This window comes from Tepidisphaeraceae bacterium (assembly GCA_035998445.1).
In the GTDB taxonomy this organism is placed as follows: Bacteria; Planctomycetota; Phycisphaerae; order Tepidisphaerales; family Tepidisphaeraceae; genus DASYHQ01.
On sequence record DASYHQ010000061.1, the window covers coordinates 134,941 to 149,741 of the forward strand.

A 14,801-nucleotide genomic window follows, 5' to 3' on the forward strand; every position below is an offset into this window, starting at 1 on the left:
AGGACGGAGCCTGGATGGCGGGCAGAACGCCGCCCAATGCCAAACCTGTCATCCCGAGGGGAGCGGTAGCGACCCGAGGGATCTCGAAAGACGGAGACGCTTAAGCCAATGGGCGATCCCTCAGGTCGCTACCGCTCCCTTCGGGATGACACGGGTTGCCGGGGCCGCGTCTACGCCTCATCAACGCGTCGCCACGCGCGCACTACGCCGCAGGGCCAGTATTCCAATGGCCAGCAGCGCCAAACTGCTGGGTTCGGGGACCGCCGTCTCGGGGAATTCGATTGGCGTGGTGGCGGTGGCCAGCGGCGCGGCGATCGGGGTGGAGCCGAGGAACGACGGGCCGTCGGCCCCAACACCAAGCACGAAAGGGCTAAACGCTGGCGTGGCGAGGTCGCCTGTGGGGGCGTCACCATCAAAGGTGAGGCCCTTGCCGGTGATCTCCGGCAGGAACCGCTGCACGCCACCATTGCCACCGGGCAGTGAATCAGGCATCGCCGCGGGGGTCGAACGGGCGGGGGACCATTCGATCAACGGGCCGGGGACGGACGGGAACGTCAGCCCGTCGGTCACGCTGGGCATCCGCGGGGGCGGGCTCACGCGGATGGCCGAGCTGAAGAGCGTGGGCTTGGCGGCTTGGTCGAAAAACGAAGCCTGCATCGCAAGCGGGTCGACCGATTCGACGGCGGCGGGCTCGTTGGACCACGGGGAGGTCGTGTCGACGATCGCCACGGGTTCGATCGACAGGGCCGGCTGGACCCCGTCGGCCACCTCGTTGGCGATCGCGGTGGTGGCGAGCAGGAGCACGATGGTCTTGGTGTAACGCATGATTCGGGCGGCGATCCAACCCCAAGCCGGTCGCCGCTCCGAGTTTCGTATCGTCTAGTGGGTGGGGGGTGTTAACTGGAGGACATGAGAATCTGGAGAAAAAGTGCTGACAGCGTAGTTGAGGCCGGATTATCGGGCATCCAGTAGGGATGGCGGTGTCCACTAACGAGCTGAGCGAGCGTGGCTGGCGTGCCACCGGCGTCGGTGGTCCTTCGCTTGCGTCGGTGGTCAGAACGGGTTAAATTCTCCGCCCCTGTTCTGGCTGACGCTGCGCGACCTTTTCGCACGGCGCACGCTGGGACCGTTTGGAGCCGTATCCCATGAAAAAGAATGTTCATCCGAAGTACCGTCCGGTCGTGTTCCAGGACAACGGCGCCGGTTTCGCGTTCCTGACGCGTTCGACCATGCAGACGCGCGACACGATCAAGTGGGAAGATGGCAACGAGTACCCGCTGATCAAGGTCGACATCAGCTCGGCCAGCCACCCGTTCTTCACCGGCAAGCAGATGTTCATCGACACCGCCGGTCGTGTGGAACGCTTCAGCAAGAAGTTCGGCGGCACCTACAGCTTCCAGAAGGGTGCCGCTCCCGCGGCCGCCCCGGCGAAGAAGTAAAACGACGACGCTTTCGTCGTTCCCCGTTGTTGGCTTCATCCGTATAACCACGAGGGTGGAAGGCGGAAGACTGCAGATGACGATCGGGCCGTAAGGTCCGGGTCGCGTCTGGCGTCTTCGTCTTCCACCCTTGTTGTCGTTCGCGTTGACGTTGTACCCATCATTATGACGCCGTTGCCCACACGAGCCCCCGTCAATAGCCTGTGGGCAACGGCGTTCATTGTTGCGCTGATGGTTGGCGCGCTCGGGTCGACCGGGTGCAAGTCCAACCGCCCGCCGACCATTCAATCGCAGCCACCGGAACCGCTCGTGGGGTTGAACGACCCGACGCTGCGCGAGGATCTGCAAGCGCTGGTCGCGCCACCGCAGGGGTGGAACGCAGAGCCGATCAAGGCGTCGGGCAAACATACGCACCAGGTCTGGATCAGCCCGACCGGTCGCACGGCGTACGGGGTCATCAACTTCAGCCTGCCTTGGCCGGTCGGTCACGATTTGACGCTGCAGGGGTTCCTGCGCGAGATGAAGCGCACGGAGGGGGCCGCAAATCTGATTGAAAAAGAATACGATCCGAACCTGCCGGGCCTGCGGTTCGTTGCAGAGGGGGGCCTCTACCGCGTGCGTGGCAACCTGTTCGTACAAGGTTGGCGCGGTTGGGTCGCGTACGCGGGCACGAAGGTAAACGAAGCGATCGACGCGAAAGAGCTTGAAGTTGCCGAACAGGCAAGGGAAAGTACACGCATCGGGAACAAGGCCGTGCCGGGCAGCGCGACCTTACCCGCCAGTGAACCCAGCCAGAACCTCAATTAATCGCAAACCGGTGGTTGTGTCGATAAGACCACATCGGGGTTCGCGGCGCGATTGAAACCAGACGGCTGACCTGCGAAGACCAACCGACCGCGCGCCTCGCTCGTATTACGGAGACGCAATGGGCAAGCGTTTGACGTTCGCCACCGGCCTGGCGCCGGTGACTGTGCTATTCATCGGAATTCTGGGTCTGACATCGGGTTGTGCATCGCCGGCGTCGGTGGGGACGCATCGGTTGATCGAGCACCAGGCGATGATCGACTTCTCGGGCCTTGCGCCAACGGCCGAGAACCGGTCGCTTCGCGTCAACGCCGCCATCCCTGAGCGGTGGGAATCTCTTCCGATCCACGCGACCGCGCTATACACGCATCAGCAGTGGCGCAGCCCCGGCCGGATGACCGGCGTCGGCGTCGCGTACCTGCGCATGCCGTTGCCACTGTCCAGCAGCGCGATCCTCTGGTTCGCCAAGAACGAGTACAAGAAAAAGAAGACGCCCGAAGGCCGCACGATCGGCGAGTGGGTGGACGCCACCGGCCGGCACTGGTTCGAGGGCGAGAACGACAAGTACCACGTGCGCGGCTACGTGATCACTAAGGGCTTTGAGGCCTGGATCATCTATTTCGGCTACCGCATCCCCAGCATCCCCCACGCCGCCGAGCTGAACCTCGCCGCGCGGTCGGCCGACAAGATGCTGCCGACGCCACTGGTGTCATCGCGCACCCCAGAGACGAGCGCGGCGTCGGTGGACTAAGACGGCCGCGGAGCCACGAAGGCCCGCAGGGGAACACGAAGAACGAGGGCGCGTGGTCGACGCGCTCTTTACGTGGCATGGGCGTCTCGTCCATACGTGCGATGATGCCTGCAGATTCCATTTGGTTCATTCCGCGCGGTCGCAGCGATTTGCCACAAACAATAGTGCCATTTCATTCCACATGCATGGGCGAGACGCCCATGCCACGGCCGGAGACGCCTTCGCGTCCTCCTTCGCGCCTTCGTGGCTCCCCGTTTCCGCCATCATTCTCGGACGCGCCCGCGACAGCAGCCTACTCTTTCCCCGCCCGTAATCGATCGGTATCCTAGTCGTCTGTTAGAGCGAACCGAGGGATACCGGAGCAACTGAATGATCATCACGCGGAGTCCGCTGCGCATTTCACTGGGCGGTGGGGGAACAGATTTACCGTCGTACTATCGCAAGCACAGCGGCTTCCTGATCGCAGCGGCGATCGACCGGTACGTCTACATCACGCTGCACCAGACGTTCCAGCAGGAACTGATCATCAAGTATTCCAAGCTCGAGCACGCCGCCAGCGTCGCCGAGGTGCAGCACCCGATCGTACGGGAAGCATTGAAGGTCGTCGGCATCGATCAGCCGCACCTCGAGATCACCAGCATGGCCGACATCCCCTCGGGGACCGGGCTGGGCTCGTCCGGCAGCTTCACCACGGCGCTGTTGAAGGCGCTGCACGGCTACAAGAAGAACATCATCCACCCGCGCGAGCTGGCCGAGCAGGCCTGCGACATCGAGATCAACAAGCTCGGTGAACCGATCGGCAAGCAGGACCAGTACATCGCGGCGTACGGTGGCATCACCTGCTTCCAGTTCCTGCCGAATGATCGCGTGGAAGCCAAGCCGCTGAACATTACGTCGGAAACGCTTTACAACCTGGAAGACAACCTGCTGCTGTTCTTCACCGGCTTCAGCCGGGCCGCCGGCAGCATCCTGAAAGAGCAGGACCAGAAGAGCAAGCAGGCCGACACCGCCATGACCGATAACCTCCACTTCGTGAAGGAACTCGGCTACCAGTCGCAGGAAGCCCTCGAAACCGGCAACCTCGTGAAGTTCGGCGAACTGATGAACACCCACTGGGAACGCAAAAAACAACGCTCCGGCGGCATGAGCAACGGCAAGATCGACGAGTGGTACACGCTGGCCATGGAAAACGGAGCCATCGGCGGCAAACTCATCGGGGCCGGTGGCGGTGGCTTCCTCATGTTCTACACCGAAGACAAGACGCGCCTGCGCCACGCCCTGGCGACGACCGGTTTGCGCGAGGTGCGCTTCCGGTTCGACTTCGAGGGGACGAAGACGTTGATCCAGTAGAAGATACAGAGATGCGAAGCCGCGAAGGGGTCGCGAAGAAAGAAACGGATCGATCATGCGCATTTCGTCATCCTGAGGTACTCCGAAGGATCTCCCCCCGTATGACGCCCCGAAGAGATCCTTCGGAGTACCTCAGGATGACGAACTAAATCTTCTCCCTTAACTTCGGGATTCCTTCGCGCCTTTGCGACTTCGCGTCTCTTCTCCATCTCATGAAGCATTCACCCCTCGACAGTGCCACCGTCCCCGTCGCACTGCTTGCCGGTGGCCTCGCCACGCGGTTGCGGCCGATCACGGAGAAGATCCCCAAGGCGCTCGTCGACCTCGCCGGGCGGCCGTTCATCGATTGGCAGCTCGATCTGCTGGCCGAGAACGGCATAAGGCATGTGGTGATGTGCCTGGGATATCTCGGTGAAATGGTCCGTGATCACTGCGGCGACGGTTCTGCCCGCGGCATGCGCCTCGAGTACTCGTTCGACGGTGAAAAACTCATGGGTACCGGCGGCGCGCTCCTGCGGGCCCGCCATCTCCTGGGCAATGATGCCTTCTGGGTCATGTACGGCGATTCCTACATGGACATCGCCTACCGCGACGTGCTAGCCGCGTTCGCGCGGTCCGACGCGCTCGGACTGATGACCGTCCTCCGCAACGGCAACCAGTGGGACACCAGCAACGTCATCTTCCAGGACGGCCAACTGGTGCGCTACGACAAGAAGAACCGCACGCCGGAGATGCAGTACATCGATTACGGCGTCGGCCTGTTGCGCGCCAGCGTCCTCAATCGCGTACCGGCCGACCGCCCGTTCGACTTGGCCGAGCTATATACGGCATTAGTGGAAGAACGGCGGATGATCGGGTACGAAGTCACCCAGCGTTTCTACGAAATCGGCACCCCCGCTTCGCTGGAGGAAGCGCGGGTATATTTACAGTCGCGGAATCGTTAATACTCTTCTGTAGGACAGGCATTCCTGCCTGTCTCTCCCCCCGTTCTCCCCCCGGATTTCCGAGAGAACAAGACGGGGGGAGATGAAGAGAGACAGGCAGGAATGCCTGTCCTACAGAAGACTAGGCCGACAATTGGCAGTGATTAGAAAGTAAACATGTCCTTCTCCCAATCGTTCCTCACCGAAGTCACCCAGATCGCCCAATCCGTCGACGCCACGGCCATCGAGGCCATCGCCGACAAGCTCGCGGCCGTGCGGGTCAATGGCGGGCGGCTGTTCTTCCTGGGCGTGGGTGGCAGCGCGGGCAACTGTAATCACGCCGTCAACGACTTCCGCAAGATCGCTGGCTTTGAGGCCTACGCTCCCACCGACAACGTGAGCGAGCTTACCGCCCGCACGAATGACGAGGGCTGGGAAACCGTCTTCGTCGCCTGGCTGAAGGGCAGCCGGCTTCGCAAGGAAGACGGCGTCTTCGTCTTCAGCGTGGGCGGCGGCAGCCTGGAGAAGAACGTCAGCCCCAACCTCGTGCGCGCCCTGCAGCACGCCAAGGAAGTCGGCTCGACCATCGTCGGTATCGTCGGCCGTGACGGCGGCTACACCGCCACCGTCGCCGACGCCGCGGTGATCATTCCGACGGTCAACGCCGACCACGTCACCCCGCACAGTGAAGCGTGGCAGGCGGTCGTCTGGCACTTGCTCGTCAGCCACCCCAAGCTGAAGGCGGCGGTGACGAAGTGGGAGTCGACCAAGTGATCAAACAGGTGCGAACCACGAAGACGCGAAGGGCTTCAGGCCGTGGCATGGGCGTCTCGCCCATGCGTGTAGATAGGCAAAAGACCATAATTTGTGCAAGCCCGCTCCGGTCGCGGCGTCTGAAACAAATTGAATCAGCTGGCCTTATGACATGCATGGGCGAGACGCCCATGCCACGGTAGGAACGCTCGCTGCCTTTGTGTCGTTCTTCGTGCCTTCGTGGCTCCCGATAACGTGCGACATGCCCAGAGCCGTTTTTCTTGATCGCGATGGCGTCATCAACACCTGTACGGTGAAGGGCAGCACGCCGTATCCGCCAAACGGGGTGGACGAGCTCTGCGTCGAGCCCGGCGCCGCCGAGGCGATGGCGAAGTTGAAGGCGGCCGGTTACCTGCTGCTGGTCGTCACCAACCAGCCCGACGTGGCCCGCGGCACGCAGACCAAGGCGGGGGTCGAGGCGATCAACGAGGCGCTGCGCGGGCAGCTGCCGATCGACGACGTGGCCGTCTGCTATCACGACAACGCCGACAACTGCGACTGTCGCAAGCCCAAGCCGGGCATGCTGACGACGCTGGCGAAGAAGTGGCACGTTGATCTGCACCACAGCTTCATGGTCGGCGACCGCAGCGGCGACATTCACGCGGGTGAATCCGCCGGCGTGCGCACGTTCCTCGTCGACCGACCCTACAGCAAGGTCGACACCTGCCGGCCGGACTTCTGCGTGCGCGACCTAGCGCACGCCAGCGACATCATCCTGCAGATGGTCCGCATCGAACCGCCGCGGATGCCGTAGCATGGGCGGCTGCTCTTCGCGTAGCACGGGCGGCCCGCCCGTGGAGCCCCGGTACGCTGGGGTGTCGGGCCGTACTCGGCCCGAGCTAAAGAGCGCAAGCGATCTTCCATCCGGTGTCACGGGAACTCCCTTCGCTTGCGCGATCGAGGATTCGGACGGAGTACCATCCGACGTGCGTGGGTACACGCACCATGGGCGAGACGCCCATGCTACGGTAAAGATGCGCATGGCCGCGTCGTCTACTTCTTTGGCGTCCTTGGCGGTTCAATTTCCGCTGTGGTATCCTAGCGATTCGCTCAATAGAACTTTCAGGAGTCAGCCGTATGTCCAGCCCCAGCGTCGAACAGCTCAAAGTGAAGATTTACGCCGACGGCGCCGACCGGGCGGGCATGCTCGAGATGGCGGCCAAGCCGCACATCGCGGGGCTGACGACCAACCCCACGCTGATGAACAAGGCCGGCATCAAGGACTACCGCGCCTTCGCCAGGGACATCCTAAGCGTCATCAAGGACAAGCCGATCAGCTTCGAGGTCTTCTGCGACGAGTTCGAGGAGATGGAGCGCCAGGCGCGCGAGATCGCCAGCTGGGGCGACAACGTCTACGCCAAGATCCCCGTCACCAACTGTAGCGGCCAACCGGCGACGAAGCTGATCGCGACGCTGGCCAAGGCCAAGGTGAAGCAGAACGTGACGGCCCTGATGACGATGGCGCAGGTGCGCGACGTCTCGCTGGCGCTGGAAGATCATGCTCCCAGCAACATCAGTATCTTCGCCGGCCGCATCGCCGACACCGGCCGCGACCCCCTGCCCATGATGGCGGCAGCGGTCGAGATGATGAAGCCCTACAAGACGCAGGAACTGATCTGGGCCAGCCCCCGCGAACTGCTGAACATCTTCCAGGCCGACGCGATCGGCTGCCACATCATCACCGTCACCAACGACGTGCTGAAGAAGCTGTCGCTGGTGGGCAAGGATTTGAACCAATACTCGCTGGAGACCGTGAAGATGTTTTACGCCGACGCATCGGCGGCGGGGTTCAAGCTGTAGGGGAACGGATACCAGCGGTTGGCGGCGCGTAAGAGACGGGGCGGGTGGTGCAGAGTGTCATCCCGATGGGAGCCTAGGTACGGTCTGACGGATCAAAGTGAGTGCCCCTCCGAGCGGTTGTCATCCCGATGGGAGCCTAAGGCGACCTGAGGGATCTCGAACCACTAGAGTCGCTCGGCACTGGGAGATCCCTCAGTCGCCTGAGGCCCCGATCGGGATGACAGCTTGAATTTATCCCGGACGGACACGGACATTCGATGTCCACCGCTAATCCTCGATCAGCGCCGCCTCTTTCTGCATTTGCTGCATCTTCGGCCTTGATCGCATCACGACGATCACGCCGCCCGCCACCACTAGGGCGCTGGCGAGGTAGAAGCGGGCCTTGGGCACTTCACCGATGAAGATGAACGCCAGCACACCGGCGAAGACGAACTGACCGAGGTTGAAGATGCTGACGACCTGGCCGCGCAGGTGGCGCATCGCGTTGTTCAGCAGCGTGTGACCGACCACCGTGGGGCCGGCGGCCAGGGCGAATAGCAATGCGTAATCGCGGGCGCTGTAGTCGAACAGCGGGCGGGCGGTGGGGATGCACAGGCCGATGAAGAAGCAGAAGAAGCCCGCCATCCAATAAAGCGGCACGATGTACAACCAGAGCGATTCCCCCTCGCTGCGGTACCGCCTCGCGGCCAGCATGTAGAGGGCCATCATCAGCATTGACCCAAAGCAGATCACGTCGCCCAGCAGGTTGGGCCCGCCGAGGTGATAATCACCGGCCGTCAGCACGAGCACGCCCGCCAGGGCCAGGATGGAGCCGATGATCTCCCGCCGGGTGATGATCTCGCCCATCGCGGCCCACATCAGGAACGGCATGACGACCGGCACCATGTTCACCACGAGCGCCGCGTTTGCCGCCCCGGTCAGGCGGGCGCCGGTGTTCCAGCTGATGAAGTGCAGCGCCAGCATCGCCGCACCCGGCCCACTGCGGACCAGCAACTGCCGCATCGGCGTGACGCTTAGGCCCGACGCCCGCTGTTTAGCGCGAGCCCGGAAGAACAAAGGCGACAGCATGACGGCCGCCAGCAGCACGCGGTAGCTCGCCAGCAGCACCGGTGGCATCGTGTTCGACTTGATCATCACGACGGCCGTGGAACCAGCCATGACGGCGGTGATCAGCAGGACGTAATGGACGCTTTGGGCAGGCATGGGAAGAGAATAGGGGAGAGCGCTTGCGGGGTGGGAGGAGGGCAAAATCCCAAGCCCCGATGCCAAACAAATCACCGAGCACCAAATCCAAACCTCACCTCTCTGTGCCCTCTGTGGTTCAACTGCTTCGCCTCCACCGAATACGGGGGAAACGCGTACGGGGGGAGAGACAGGCAAGAATGCCTGTCCTACAGAAGAGGAACAGGCACCCCGCTACACCTCTTCAATCCCCGGCGGCGAGTGAAGCTTGCTGGCCTTCTCGTCGCGCTTGTTGGCCATAATCGAGGCGATCACGCCGGCGGCGAGGATTAGGAAGATGACGCCCAGCAGGTAGAAGTTGAAGTTGTCACCGACCCATTCCTTCAGTTGCTTGGCAATCAGCATCTTCACGCCCACCAGCGTCAGCACCAGCGCCAGCGAGATCTTGAGGTAGCGGAACAGGGTGATCATGCCAGCCAGCGCGAAGTAGAGGCTGCGCAGGCCGAGGATGGCGAAGACGTTGCTCGTGAAGACGATGAACGGGTCGCCGGTGATCGCGAAGATCGCGGGGATGCTGTCGACGGCGAAGACGAGGTCGGTGAACTCGACGACGATCAGCGCCAGCATGAGCGGCGTCAACATCAGCGTGCCGGCCTTCACCCCTTCCACCGCGGCGTCGACGGGACCGGTGGGAGTCTCGTAATTGAGCGTGTCACCCTTTTGCCAGACCTCCGGCTCGTGCGATGCTGCCGACCCTGCCCGCACGAAGAAGTGCTGGCCGTGATAGTTGTTGGTGACCGGCAACAGTCGCCGCGTCTGTCGAACGAGGAAGTTGTCGCCGATGTCGGCCGCGTCCTCTTCCTTGCTGAAGAGCATCTTCAGGCCGGTCAGGATCAGGAACCCGCCGAAGATGTAGATGATCCAGTGGAACCGCGCCAGCAGCACGGCCCCCAGGCCGATCATCGCGCCGCGCATCACCAGCGCGCCCAGGATGCCCCAGAACAGCACGCGATGCTGGTACATCGCCGGCACCTTGAAGTAGGTGAAGACCATGGCGATGACGAAGATGTTGTCGACGCTGAGGGACTTCTCGATCACGTAACCGGTGATGTACTTCACGGTCGCGTGATGGCCCTCCATCTCCTGCCCGTCGACGGGGTCGCGCGCGACGGTACCGTCGGCGGCCATGCCCAGGCCCATCCAGTGATTTTCGTAGCCGTAGTAGACGAACGCGCTAAAGGCCAGTCCGAGCGTGATCCACATCGCCGACCACTTCAGGGCCTCGCGAACGCCGATCACGTGAGCTTTGCGATTGAAGACGCCCAGATCGAGGGCGAGCATGAAGAGCACGAACAGGATAAACCCGGACCAGATCCAGAACATCACATCTCCAACGCTGGGGCGGGCGCGCTATGGCAGGTGCGCCCACTTGCGGGAAGGACCGGTGGTCTCGCCCGTGACGGTCCACGGGTGGACCGGTCAACCGCGCGGCCGGAGGGTCGATGGAAGACCCTCGTGTTGACGACCGGCGCAGCCCGCTTCAGCGGGGGGCTACTCCCCAACGTTAGTTGCTGCGCGCTAGATTAGGGGCGCAGCGGGGGGCCGTCAATGTGGGATGTAGAGCTGGCCGAGCCACCAGGCGCGGTGGGCCCGTTGGTCTTCACGTAGCATGGGCGTCTCGCCAATGCCTGTGGATTGAAATGGAGATCGACTTAGTGGCAACTCGCTTCGACCGAGCGGCGGCCACAAACGATATCCTTCGGCCTTATCACCGTCATGGGCGAGACGCCATGCTACGTGCGGAGCGACCGCGACTAGTTACAACGTCGCGGGTGAAAGCGATAAGGGACAACGGGTGAGCACCAATAAACAAGGCCTGGCTCTCCCCTGAGAAGCCAGGCCCTGCGACCCCTAAGGCGTACCAACTTGAAGGCGAACTTATAGTGCGGAACTGTGTGCGACGTATGAACGCGGCCGAAGGTTTCGAATAAACCCCCGGGCGAACGTGTCGTCCGACCGACCGTCGGCCGGACGACACTGCCCGTGGGAACCAACCGCGCTCCATGTTTTTTGAGCGGCCTAAGCCACTCATCACCGTCACCGCGACGGCAACGAATCTCCCTATAGAAAACGCGGTGCCAGAACCAAGATTGGTCGAGAATTTTCGCGGAAGCCGCGTTTCCCGCTGAATAACTCATGATTTGTCGACTCGCTCGCGCCGCAGTGCCAGTGGAAGGCGCGATGTGCATCGCGCGGTTCTTCGTCAATCAGGGTGCCGGTCGCCCAGAGATTGGGCAGACGATGCGCGCTTGTCGAATGTGCCGGTATTTCAGGCGTCTTGAAGGGGTTTCCCCGCAACTCTATGATTCTCGCCATGGTCGACAAAGCATTTCGCGTCGCGGTGGTGGGTTGCGGTAGCATGGCTAACGCGTGGGTCGAGACGGCACGGAAGGCACCGGGCGTGGAGGTGGTCGCGCTGATCGACCTGCGCCCCGAAGCCGCGCGCGCGATGGCCGACAAGCATGGCTTGCCGCACTCGGTGGTCTACGGCTCGCTCGCCGAGGCCGCGGCGACGGCCAAGCCGAACCTCGTGTTCGACGTGACGATCCCCGATGCCCACGAGCGCGTCGTCACCGAGGCCCTGCGGCTCGGTTGCGACGTGCTCGGCGAGAAGCCGCTGTCGACCAGCATCGAGTCCGCCCGCCGAATGGTCGCCACGGCACAGGAGACTGGCCGCATGTACGCGGTCATGCAGAACCAGCGCTACAGCTCACGCGCCGTGGCGGCGCGCGACTTCATCAAATCGGGTCGCATCGGATCGCTCGACGAGTTCCATGGCGAGATGTACCTCGGGCCGCACTTCGGTGGCTTTCGCGAGGAGATGCCGTACCCGCTGATCGTCGACATGCTCATCCACCTGTTCGACAAGGCCCGCTTCATGTCGGGCACCGACCCGGTCAGCGTCTACTGCCACTCGTTCAACCCAAAGCACAGCTGGTACAAGGGCGACGCCAGCTGCGTCGCGATCTTCGAGATGACCGGCGGCGTCGTCTTCAGCTTCCGCGCCAGCTGGTGTGCCGAGGGCCTGCCGGCCGACTGGGGCGGCGAGTGGCGCTTCATCGGCGCCGAAGGCACGATGAAGTGGGACACGCAGGGCCTGCGCGCCCAGGCCCGCAAGCCCGACGGCAAGCGCGAGTTCATGTACGAGATGGAAGACATCGCGATCCCGGAGACCGAGATGCCGCTGCAAGGCCACCCGGCGTTCATCACCGATGGCTTGGCCGCTCTGCGCGAGGGCCGCGCGCCGCAGACGGTCTGCACCGACAACATCAAGAGCCTCGCAATGGTCGAGGCCGCGGTGAAGAGCGCCAAGCAGGGGGCGAAGGTGAAGGTCGAGTGGTAGGGTCGCAACGGCCCGGGGGGCGGGGGATCTTCCCGGCGTCACGAAACGTCAGAGGGGGGCGAGGCACCGTTCCCCCTCTCCCGGTACCCCGGGGGAAGGCTGGGGAGGGGGCGCTCCGGCTATTCAAGTGTACTGCGTCGGGCGGAAGCCCCCTCCCCTACCCTCCCCCGGGGTACCGGGAGAGGGGGATCACGATCGGCTCGTATAAGCTGACCGACTACCCACCAAACCGCGTTGTATGTCACGTTAACGGCGTGGGAGGTCACGAAAACCCGATGTGCCGTCACGTTTCATGCATGCGCGGTCACGTTTCATGCATGCGGAGTCACGTTGCATGCATGTTGTGTCACGTTTGATGCATGCAAAGTCACGTTACATCGAGTTTTCGTGACATCGCATGCATGAAACGTGACACAACATGCCTCCCGCGTGACGTCGCAGGCATCGGCGAGACGTCCGTGCAACGCGATCGGCGGACGCGATGGTGATCGAGCGCCATCTCAAGCGGCGGGTGTTTCAGACGATGTGCGATCGCCGCGGCATAGGTCAACTTAACCTTCTGCGGTACGCTTTCAGCATGACGGCCACGCAACGAATCGTTTCCCGCACCACAGCCATCTGCATCTGCACGCTCGTCCTCTGCTGGGCCTTCGGGCTCGCCCCCTTGCCCGCCCGTGCCCAGGCCGCTGCCGCGCCAGCGGTGAAGTACAAGATCGGCCAGCTTGACCCCGCCATCACCGAAAGTTCCGGCATCGTCGCAAGTCGGCGGCATCCCGGCGTGTTCTGGACGCACGACGACAGCGGCAACGCGCCGCGCATCTTCGCGGTGAAGCAAGACGGCACGCTGCTGGCGACGTACACGATCGGTGCGAAAAACGTCGACTGGGAGGACATCGCGATCGACGATGACGGTCACCTGTACATCGGTGACATCGGCAACAACGCCCGCCGGCGCGATCGCGGGCCGGCGGTGTACCAGATCGACGAGCCTGACCCCAGCGTGCCCGTGCCCGCGGGCGCGCCGGCGCTGCGGGTGAAGGCGCGGTACCCGCTTGCGTACCCGGCCGACCCGTTCGACGCCGAGGCATTGTTCGTCTGGCAGGATCATGGCTACATCGTGTCGAAGCAGCGCGACGCGGCCGTGGCGCAGGTGCTGCGGTTCACATTGGCCGCGCCCAAGCCGGTGCCACAACGGATGGAAGCGGTGGCCGATTTGGCGTTGCGCACGCCCGTGACGGCCGCGGACATGTCGGCCGACGGGAAGGAACTGATGGTGCTGACGGTCTTCGGGCCGAACCGGTACGTGGTGAACGGCGACCCCGCCAAGGCCGCAACCGTGCCGCCGCGCAGCGTGATGTTCCTGCACCCGAACATGGAGGCCGCCACGCTCGTGCCCGACGGTGTGCTGGCGACCACCGAGCGCCGTGACATCCTGCTGTTCGACAACGCCGCGTTCGACGGCCCTCGGGCCGGGCAGGGCGAGCCGGCCAAGCGCATCGCGATCGCAGCCGCAACGATGCCGATCACGGTCGACGGGGCGCTTGACGACTGGACCGACCCCGCCACCCGGCAAGCCTTGTCCAGCGATCCCACCGACGCGCCCGACGCCGCCGCCGCCAAACTGTGGCTCGCCTGGCGGCCAGGGGGCCTGTACGTTGCCGCCCGCGTGCCACGCGGTGATCCGTCGGCATTGTTGACCGAGTGGTTCGGCGGTGACGCGATCGAGATCTTCGTCGGCCGACACGCGATCGACCGCCCTGCAGAATACGGAGCGGGCGACGACCGCTGTTACATCGGGTTCGCGCCACTACCAGACAAGGGCCGCGGCGCCGTCGTGCTGAAGTGGCCACGACGGTCCTCACCGCCCGTCGATGCACAGGTTGCCGGGCAAGTGAATGCCGATGGGAACTATGATGTTGAAGCGTTTCTGCCCGCCACGGCAATCGTTGCGGGCGACCCGCTGACCACGGGCCGCACGCTGCGATTGGAAGTGTCGCTGCTGGCCCGCCGGCCACGTGGGAACTGGTATCTCAGCGCCGCGAACGAAGCCGGCACGTGGATGAGCCCGCTGAAGTGGACCATCGCCACGTTGAAGTGAACCCCGGCTTGTCCTCGGGCGTAGGAACCACGGGTATCGAGTCGCGTCTGTTGGCGCCGACACACGTGTCGGCACTGATGGGGTGATCCGGCGGTTCAAGGTGCAAGAAATCCTTTGAATCTGCCGATCCTAATCGGTATGGTGCGCGGGACGGACGTTGTCGGGGCTGACGCGTTCGGAACGAGCCAACCTTGCGAACAACCAGACGCAGCCGAGCCGTGAACGGCTTGTGTGGCGT

General features: G+C 63.4%; 13 protein-coding genes. 10 read left to right on the forward strand and 3 right to left on the reverse strand.

What is annotated here, in order from left to right; genetic code table 11:
• Positions 1–180 precede the first annotated feature (180 nt).
• Complete coding sequence (locus tag VGN72_22995; protein ID HEV7302224.1) at positions 181–825, reverse strand: PEP-CTERM sorting domain-containing protein; 645 nt, start codon at positions 823–825, stop codon at positions 181–183.
• A gap of 320 nt (positions 826–1,145) precedes the next feature.
• On the opposite strand from VGN72_22995, the gene VGN72_23000 reads away from it, so the two are divergent.
• From VGN72_23000 to VGN72_23035, 8 genes are all read left to right on the forward strand, one after another.
• Complete coding sequence (locus VGN72_23000) at positions 1,146–1,439, forward strand: type B 50S ribosomal protein L31 (protein HEV7302225.1); 294 nt, start codon at positions 1,146–1,148, stop codon at positions 1,437–1,439.
• Between the two features lie 165 nt (positions 1,440–1,604).
• On the forward strand, positions 1,605–2,246 hold the full coding sequence (locus tag VGN72_23005) for a hypothetical protein (protein ID HEV7302226.1): 642 nt from the start codon (positions 1,605–1,607) through the stop codon (positions 2,244–2,246).
• A 118-nt stretch (positions 2,247–2,364) separates the two neighbouring features.
• Positions 2,365–2,994: a hypothetical protein gene (locus VGN72_23010; protein ID HEV7302227.1), complete on the forward strand. Its 630-nt coding sequence runs from the start codon at positions 2,365–2,367 to the stop codon at positions 2,992–2,994.
• A gap of 369 nt (positions 2,995–3,363) precedes the next feature.
• Complete coding sequence (locus VGN72_23015; protein HEV7302228.1) at positions 3,364–4,344, forward strand: hypothetical protein; 981 nt, start codon at positions 3,364–3,366, stop codon at positions 4,342–4,344.
• 212 nt (positions 4,345–4,556) lie between these two features.
• Positions 4,557–5,288, forward strand: a complete 732-nt coding sequence (locus VGN72_23020) for a nucleotidyltransferase family protein (GenBank protein HEV7302229.1) — start codon at positions 4,557–4,559, stop codon at positions 5,286–5,288.
• A 156-nt stretch (positions 5,289–5,444) separates the two neighbouring features.
• Positions 5,445–6,041: an SIS domain-containing protein gene (locus VGN72_23025; protein ID HEV7302230.1), complete on the forward strand. Its 597-nt coding sequence runs from the start codon at positions 5,445–5,447 to the stop codon at positions 6,039–6,041.
• A gap of 241 nt (positions 6,042–6,282) precedes the next feature.
• Positions 6,283–6,834: an HAD family hydrolase gene (locus VGN72_23030; GenBank protein ID HEV7302231.1), complete on the forward strand. Its 552-nt coding sequence runs from the start codon at positions 6,283–6,285 to the stop codon at positions 6,832–6,834.
• A gap of 323 nt (positions 6,835–7,157) precedes the next feature.
• Complete coding sequence (locus VGN72_23035; protein HEV7302232.1) at positions 7,158–7,880, forward strand: transaldolase; 723 nt, start codon at positions 7,158–7,160, stop codon at positions 7,878–7,880.
• A gap of 267 nt (positions 7,881–8,147) precedes the next feature.
• On the opposite strand, the gene VGN72_23040 is transcribed toward VGN72_23035, so the two are convergent.
• Both VGN72_23040 and VGN72_23045 read right to left on the reverse strand, forming a co-directional pair.
• Positions 8,148–9,083 (reverse strand): DMT family transporter, encoded by a 936-nt coding sequence (locus tag VGN72_23040; GenBank protein HEV7302233.1) that lies wholly within the window; start codon positions 9,081–9,083, stop codon positions 8,148–8,150.
• A gap of 213 nt (positions 9,084–9,296) precedes the next feature.
• Positions 9,297–10,445: a TerC family protein gene (locus tag VGN72_23045; protein ID HEV7302234.1), complete on the reverse strand. Its 1,149-nt coding sequence runs from the start codon at positions 10,443–10,445 to the stop codon at positions 9,297–9,299.
• 991 nt (positions 10,446–11,436) lie between these two features.
• Here VGN72_23045 and VGN72_23050 point away from each other — a divergent pair.
• Positions 11,437–12,465, forward strand: a complete 1,029-nt coding sequence (locus VGN72_23050; GenBank protein ID HEV7302235.1) for a Gfo/Idh/MocA family oxidoreductase — start codon at positions 11,437–11,439, stop codon at positions 12,463–12,465.
• A gap of 577 nt (positions 12,466–13,042) precedes the next feature.
• The gene (locus VGN72_23055; protein HEV7302236.1) at positions 13,043–14,563 is read left to right on the forward strand and encodes a hypothetical protein; all 1,521 of its coding nucleotides are present in this window, start codon (positions 13,043–13,045) and stop codon (positions 14,561–14,563) included.
• Positions 14,564–14,801 lie beyond the last annotated feature (238 nt).

Bases quoted from the DNA above. Each gene is read 5' to 3' on its own strand.
- VGN72_22995 (HEV7302224.1), bottom strand. From the start codon at position 825: ATGCGTTACACCAAGACCATCGTGCTCCTGCTCGCCACCACCGCGATC.
- VGN72_23000 (HEV7302225.1), top strand. From the start codon at position 1,146: ATGAAAAAGAATGTTCATCCGAAGTACCGTCCGGTCGTGTTCCAGGAC.
- VGN72_23005 (HEV7302226.1), top strand. From the start codon at position 1,605: ATGACGCCGTTGCCCACACGAGCCCCCGTCAATAGCCTGTGGGCAACG.
- VGN72_23010 (HEV7302227.1), top strand. From the start codon at position 2,365: ATGGGCAAGCGTTTGACGTTCGCCACCGGCCTGGCGCCGGTGACTGTG.
- VGN72_23015 (HEV7302228.1), top strand. From the start codon at position 3,364: ATGATCATCACGCGGAGTCCGCTGCGCATTTCACTGGGCGGTGGGGGA.
- VGN72_23020 (HEV7302229.1), top strand. From the start codon at position 4,557: ATGAAGCATTCACCCCTCGACAGTGCCACCGTCCCCGTCGCACTGCTT.
- VGN72_23025 (HEV7302230.1), top strand. From the start codon at position 5,445: ATGTCCTTCTCCCAATCGTTCCTCACCGAAGTCACCCAGATCGCCCAA.
- VGN72_23030 (HEV7302231.1), top strand. From the start codon at position 6,283: ATGCCCAGAGCCGTTTTTCTTGATCGCGATGGCGTCATCAACACCTGT.
- VGN72_23035 (HEV7302232.1), top strand. From the start codon at position 7,158: ATGTCCAGCCCCAGCGTCGAACAGCTCAAAGTGAAGATTTACGCCGAC.
- VGN72_23040 (HEV7302233.1), bottom strand. From the start codon at position 9,083: ATGCCTGCCCAAAGCGTCCATTACGTCCTGCTGATCACCGCCGTCATG.
- VGN72_23045 (HEV7302234.1), bottom strand. From the start codon at position 10,445: ATGTTCTGGATCTGGTCCGGGTTTATCCTGTTCGTGCTCTTCATGCTC.
- VGN72_23050 (HEV7302235.1), top strand. From the start codon at position 11,437: ATGGTCGACAAAGCATTTCGCGTCGCGGTGGTGGGTTGCGGTAGCATG.
- VGN72_23055 (HEV7302236.1), top strand. From the start codon at position 13,043: ATGACGGCCACGCAACGAATCGTTTCCCGCACCACAGCCATCTGCATC.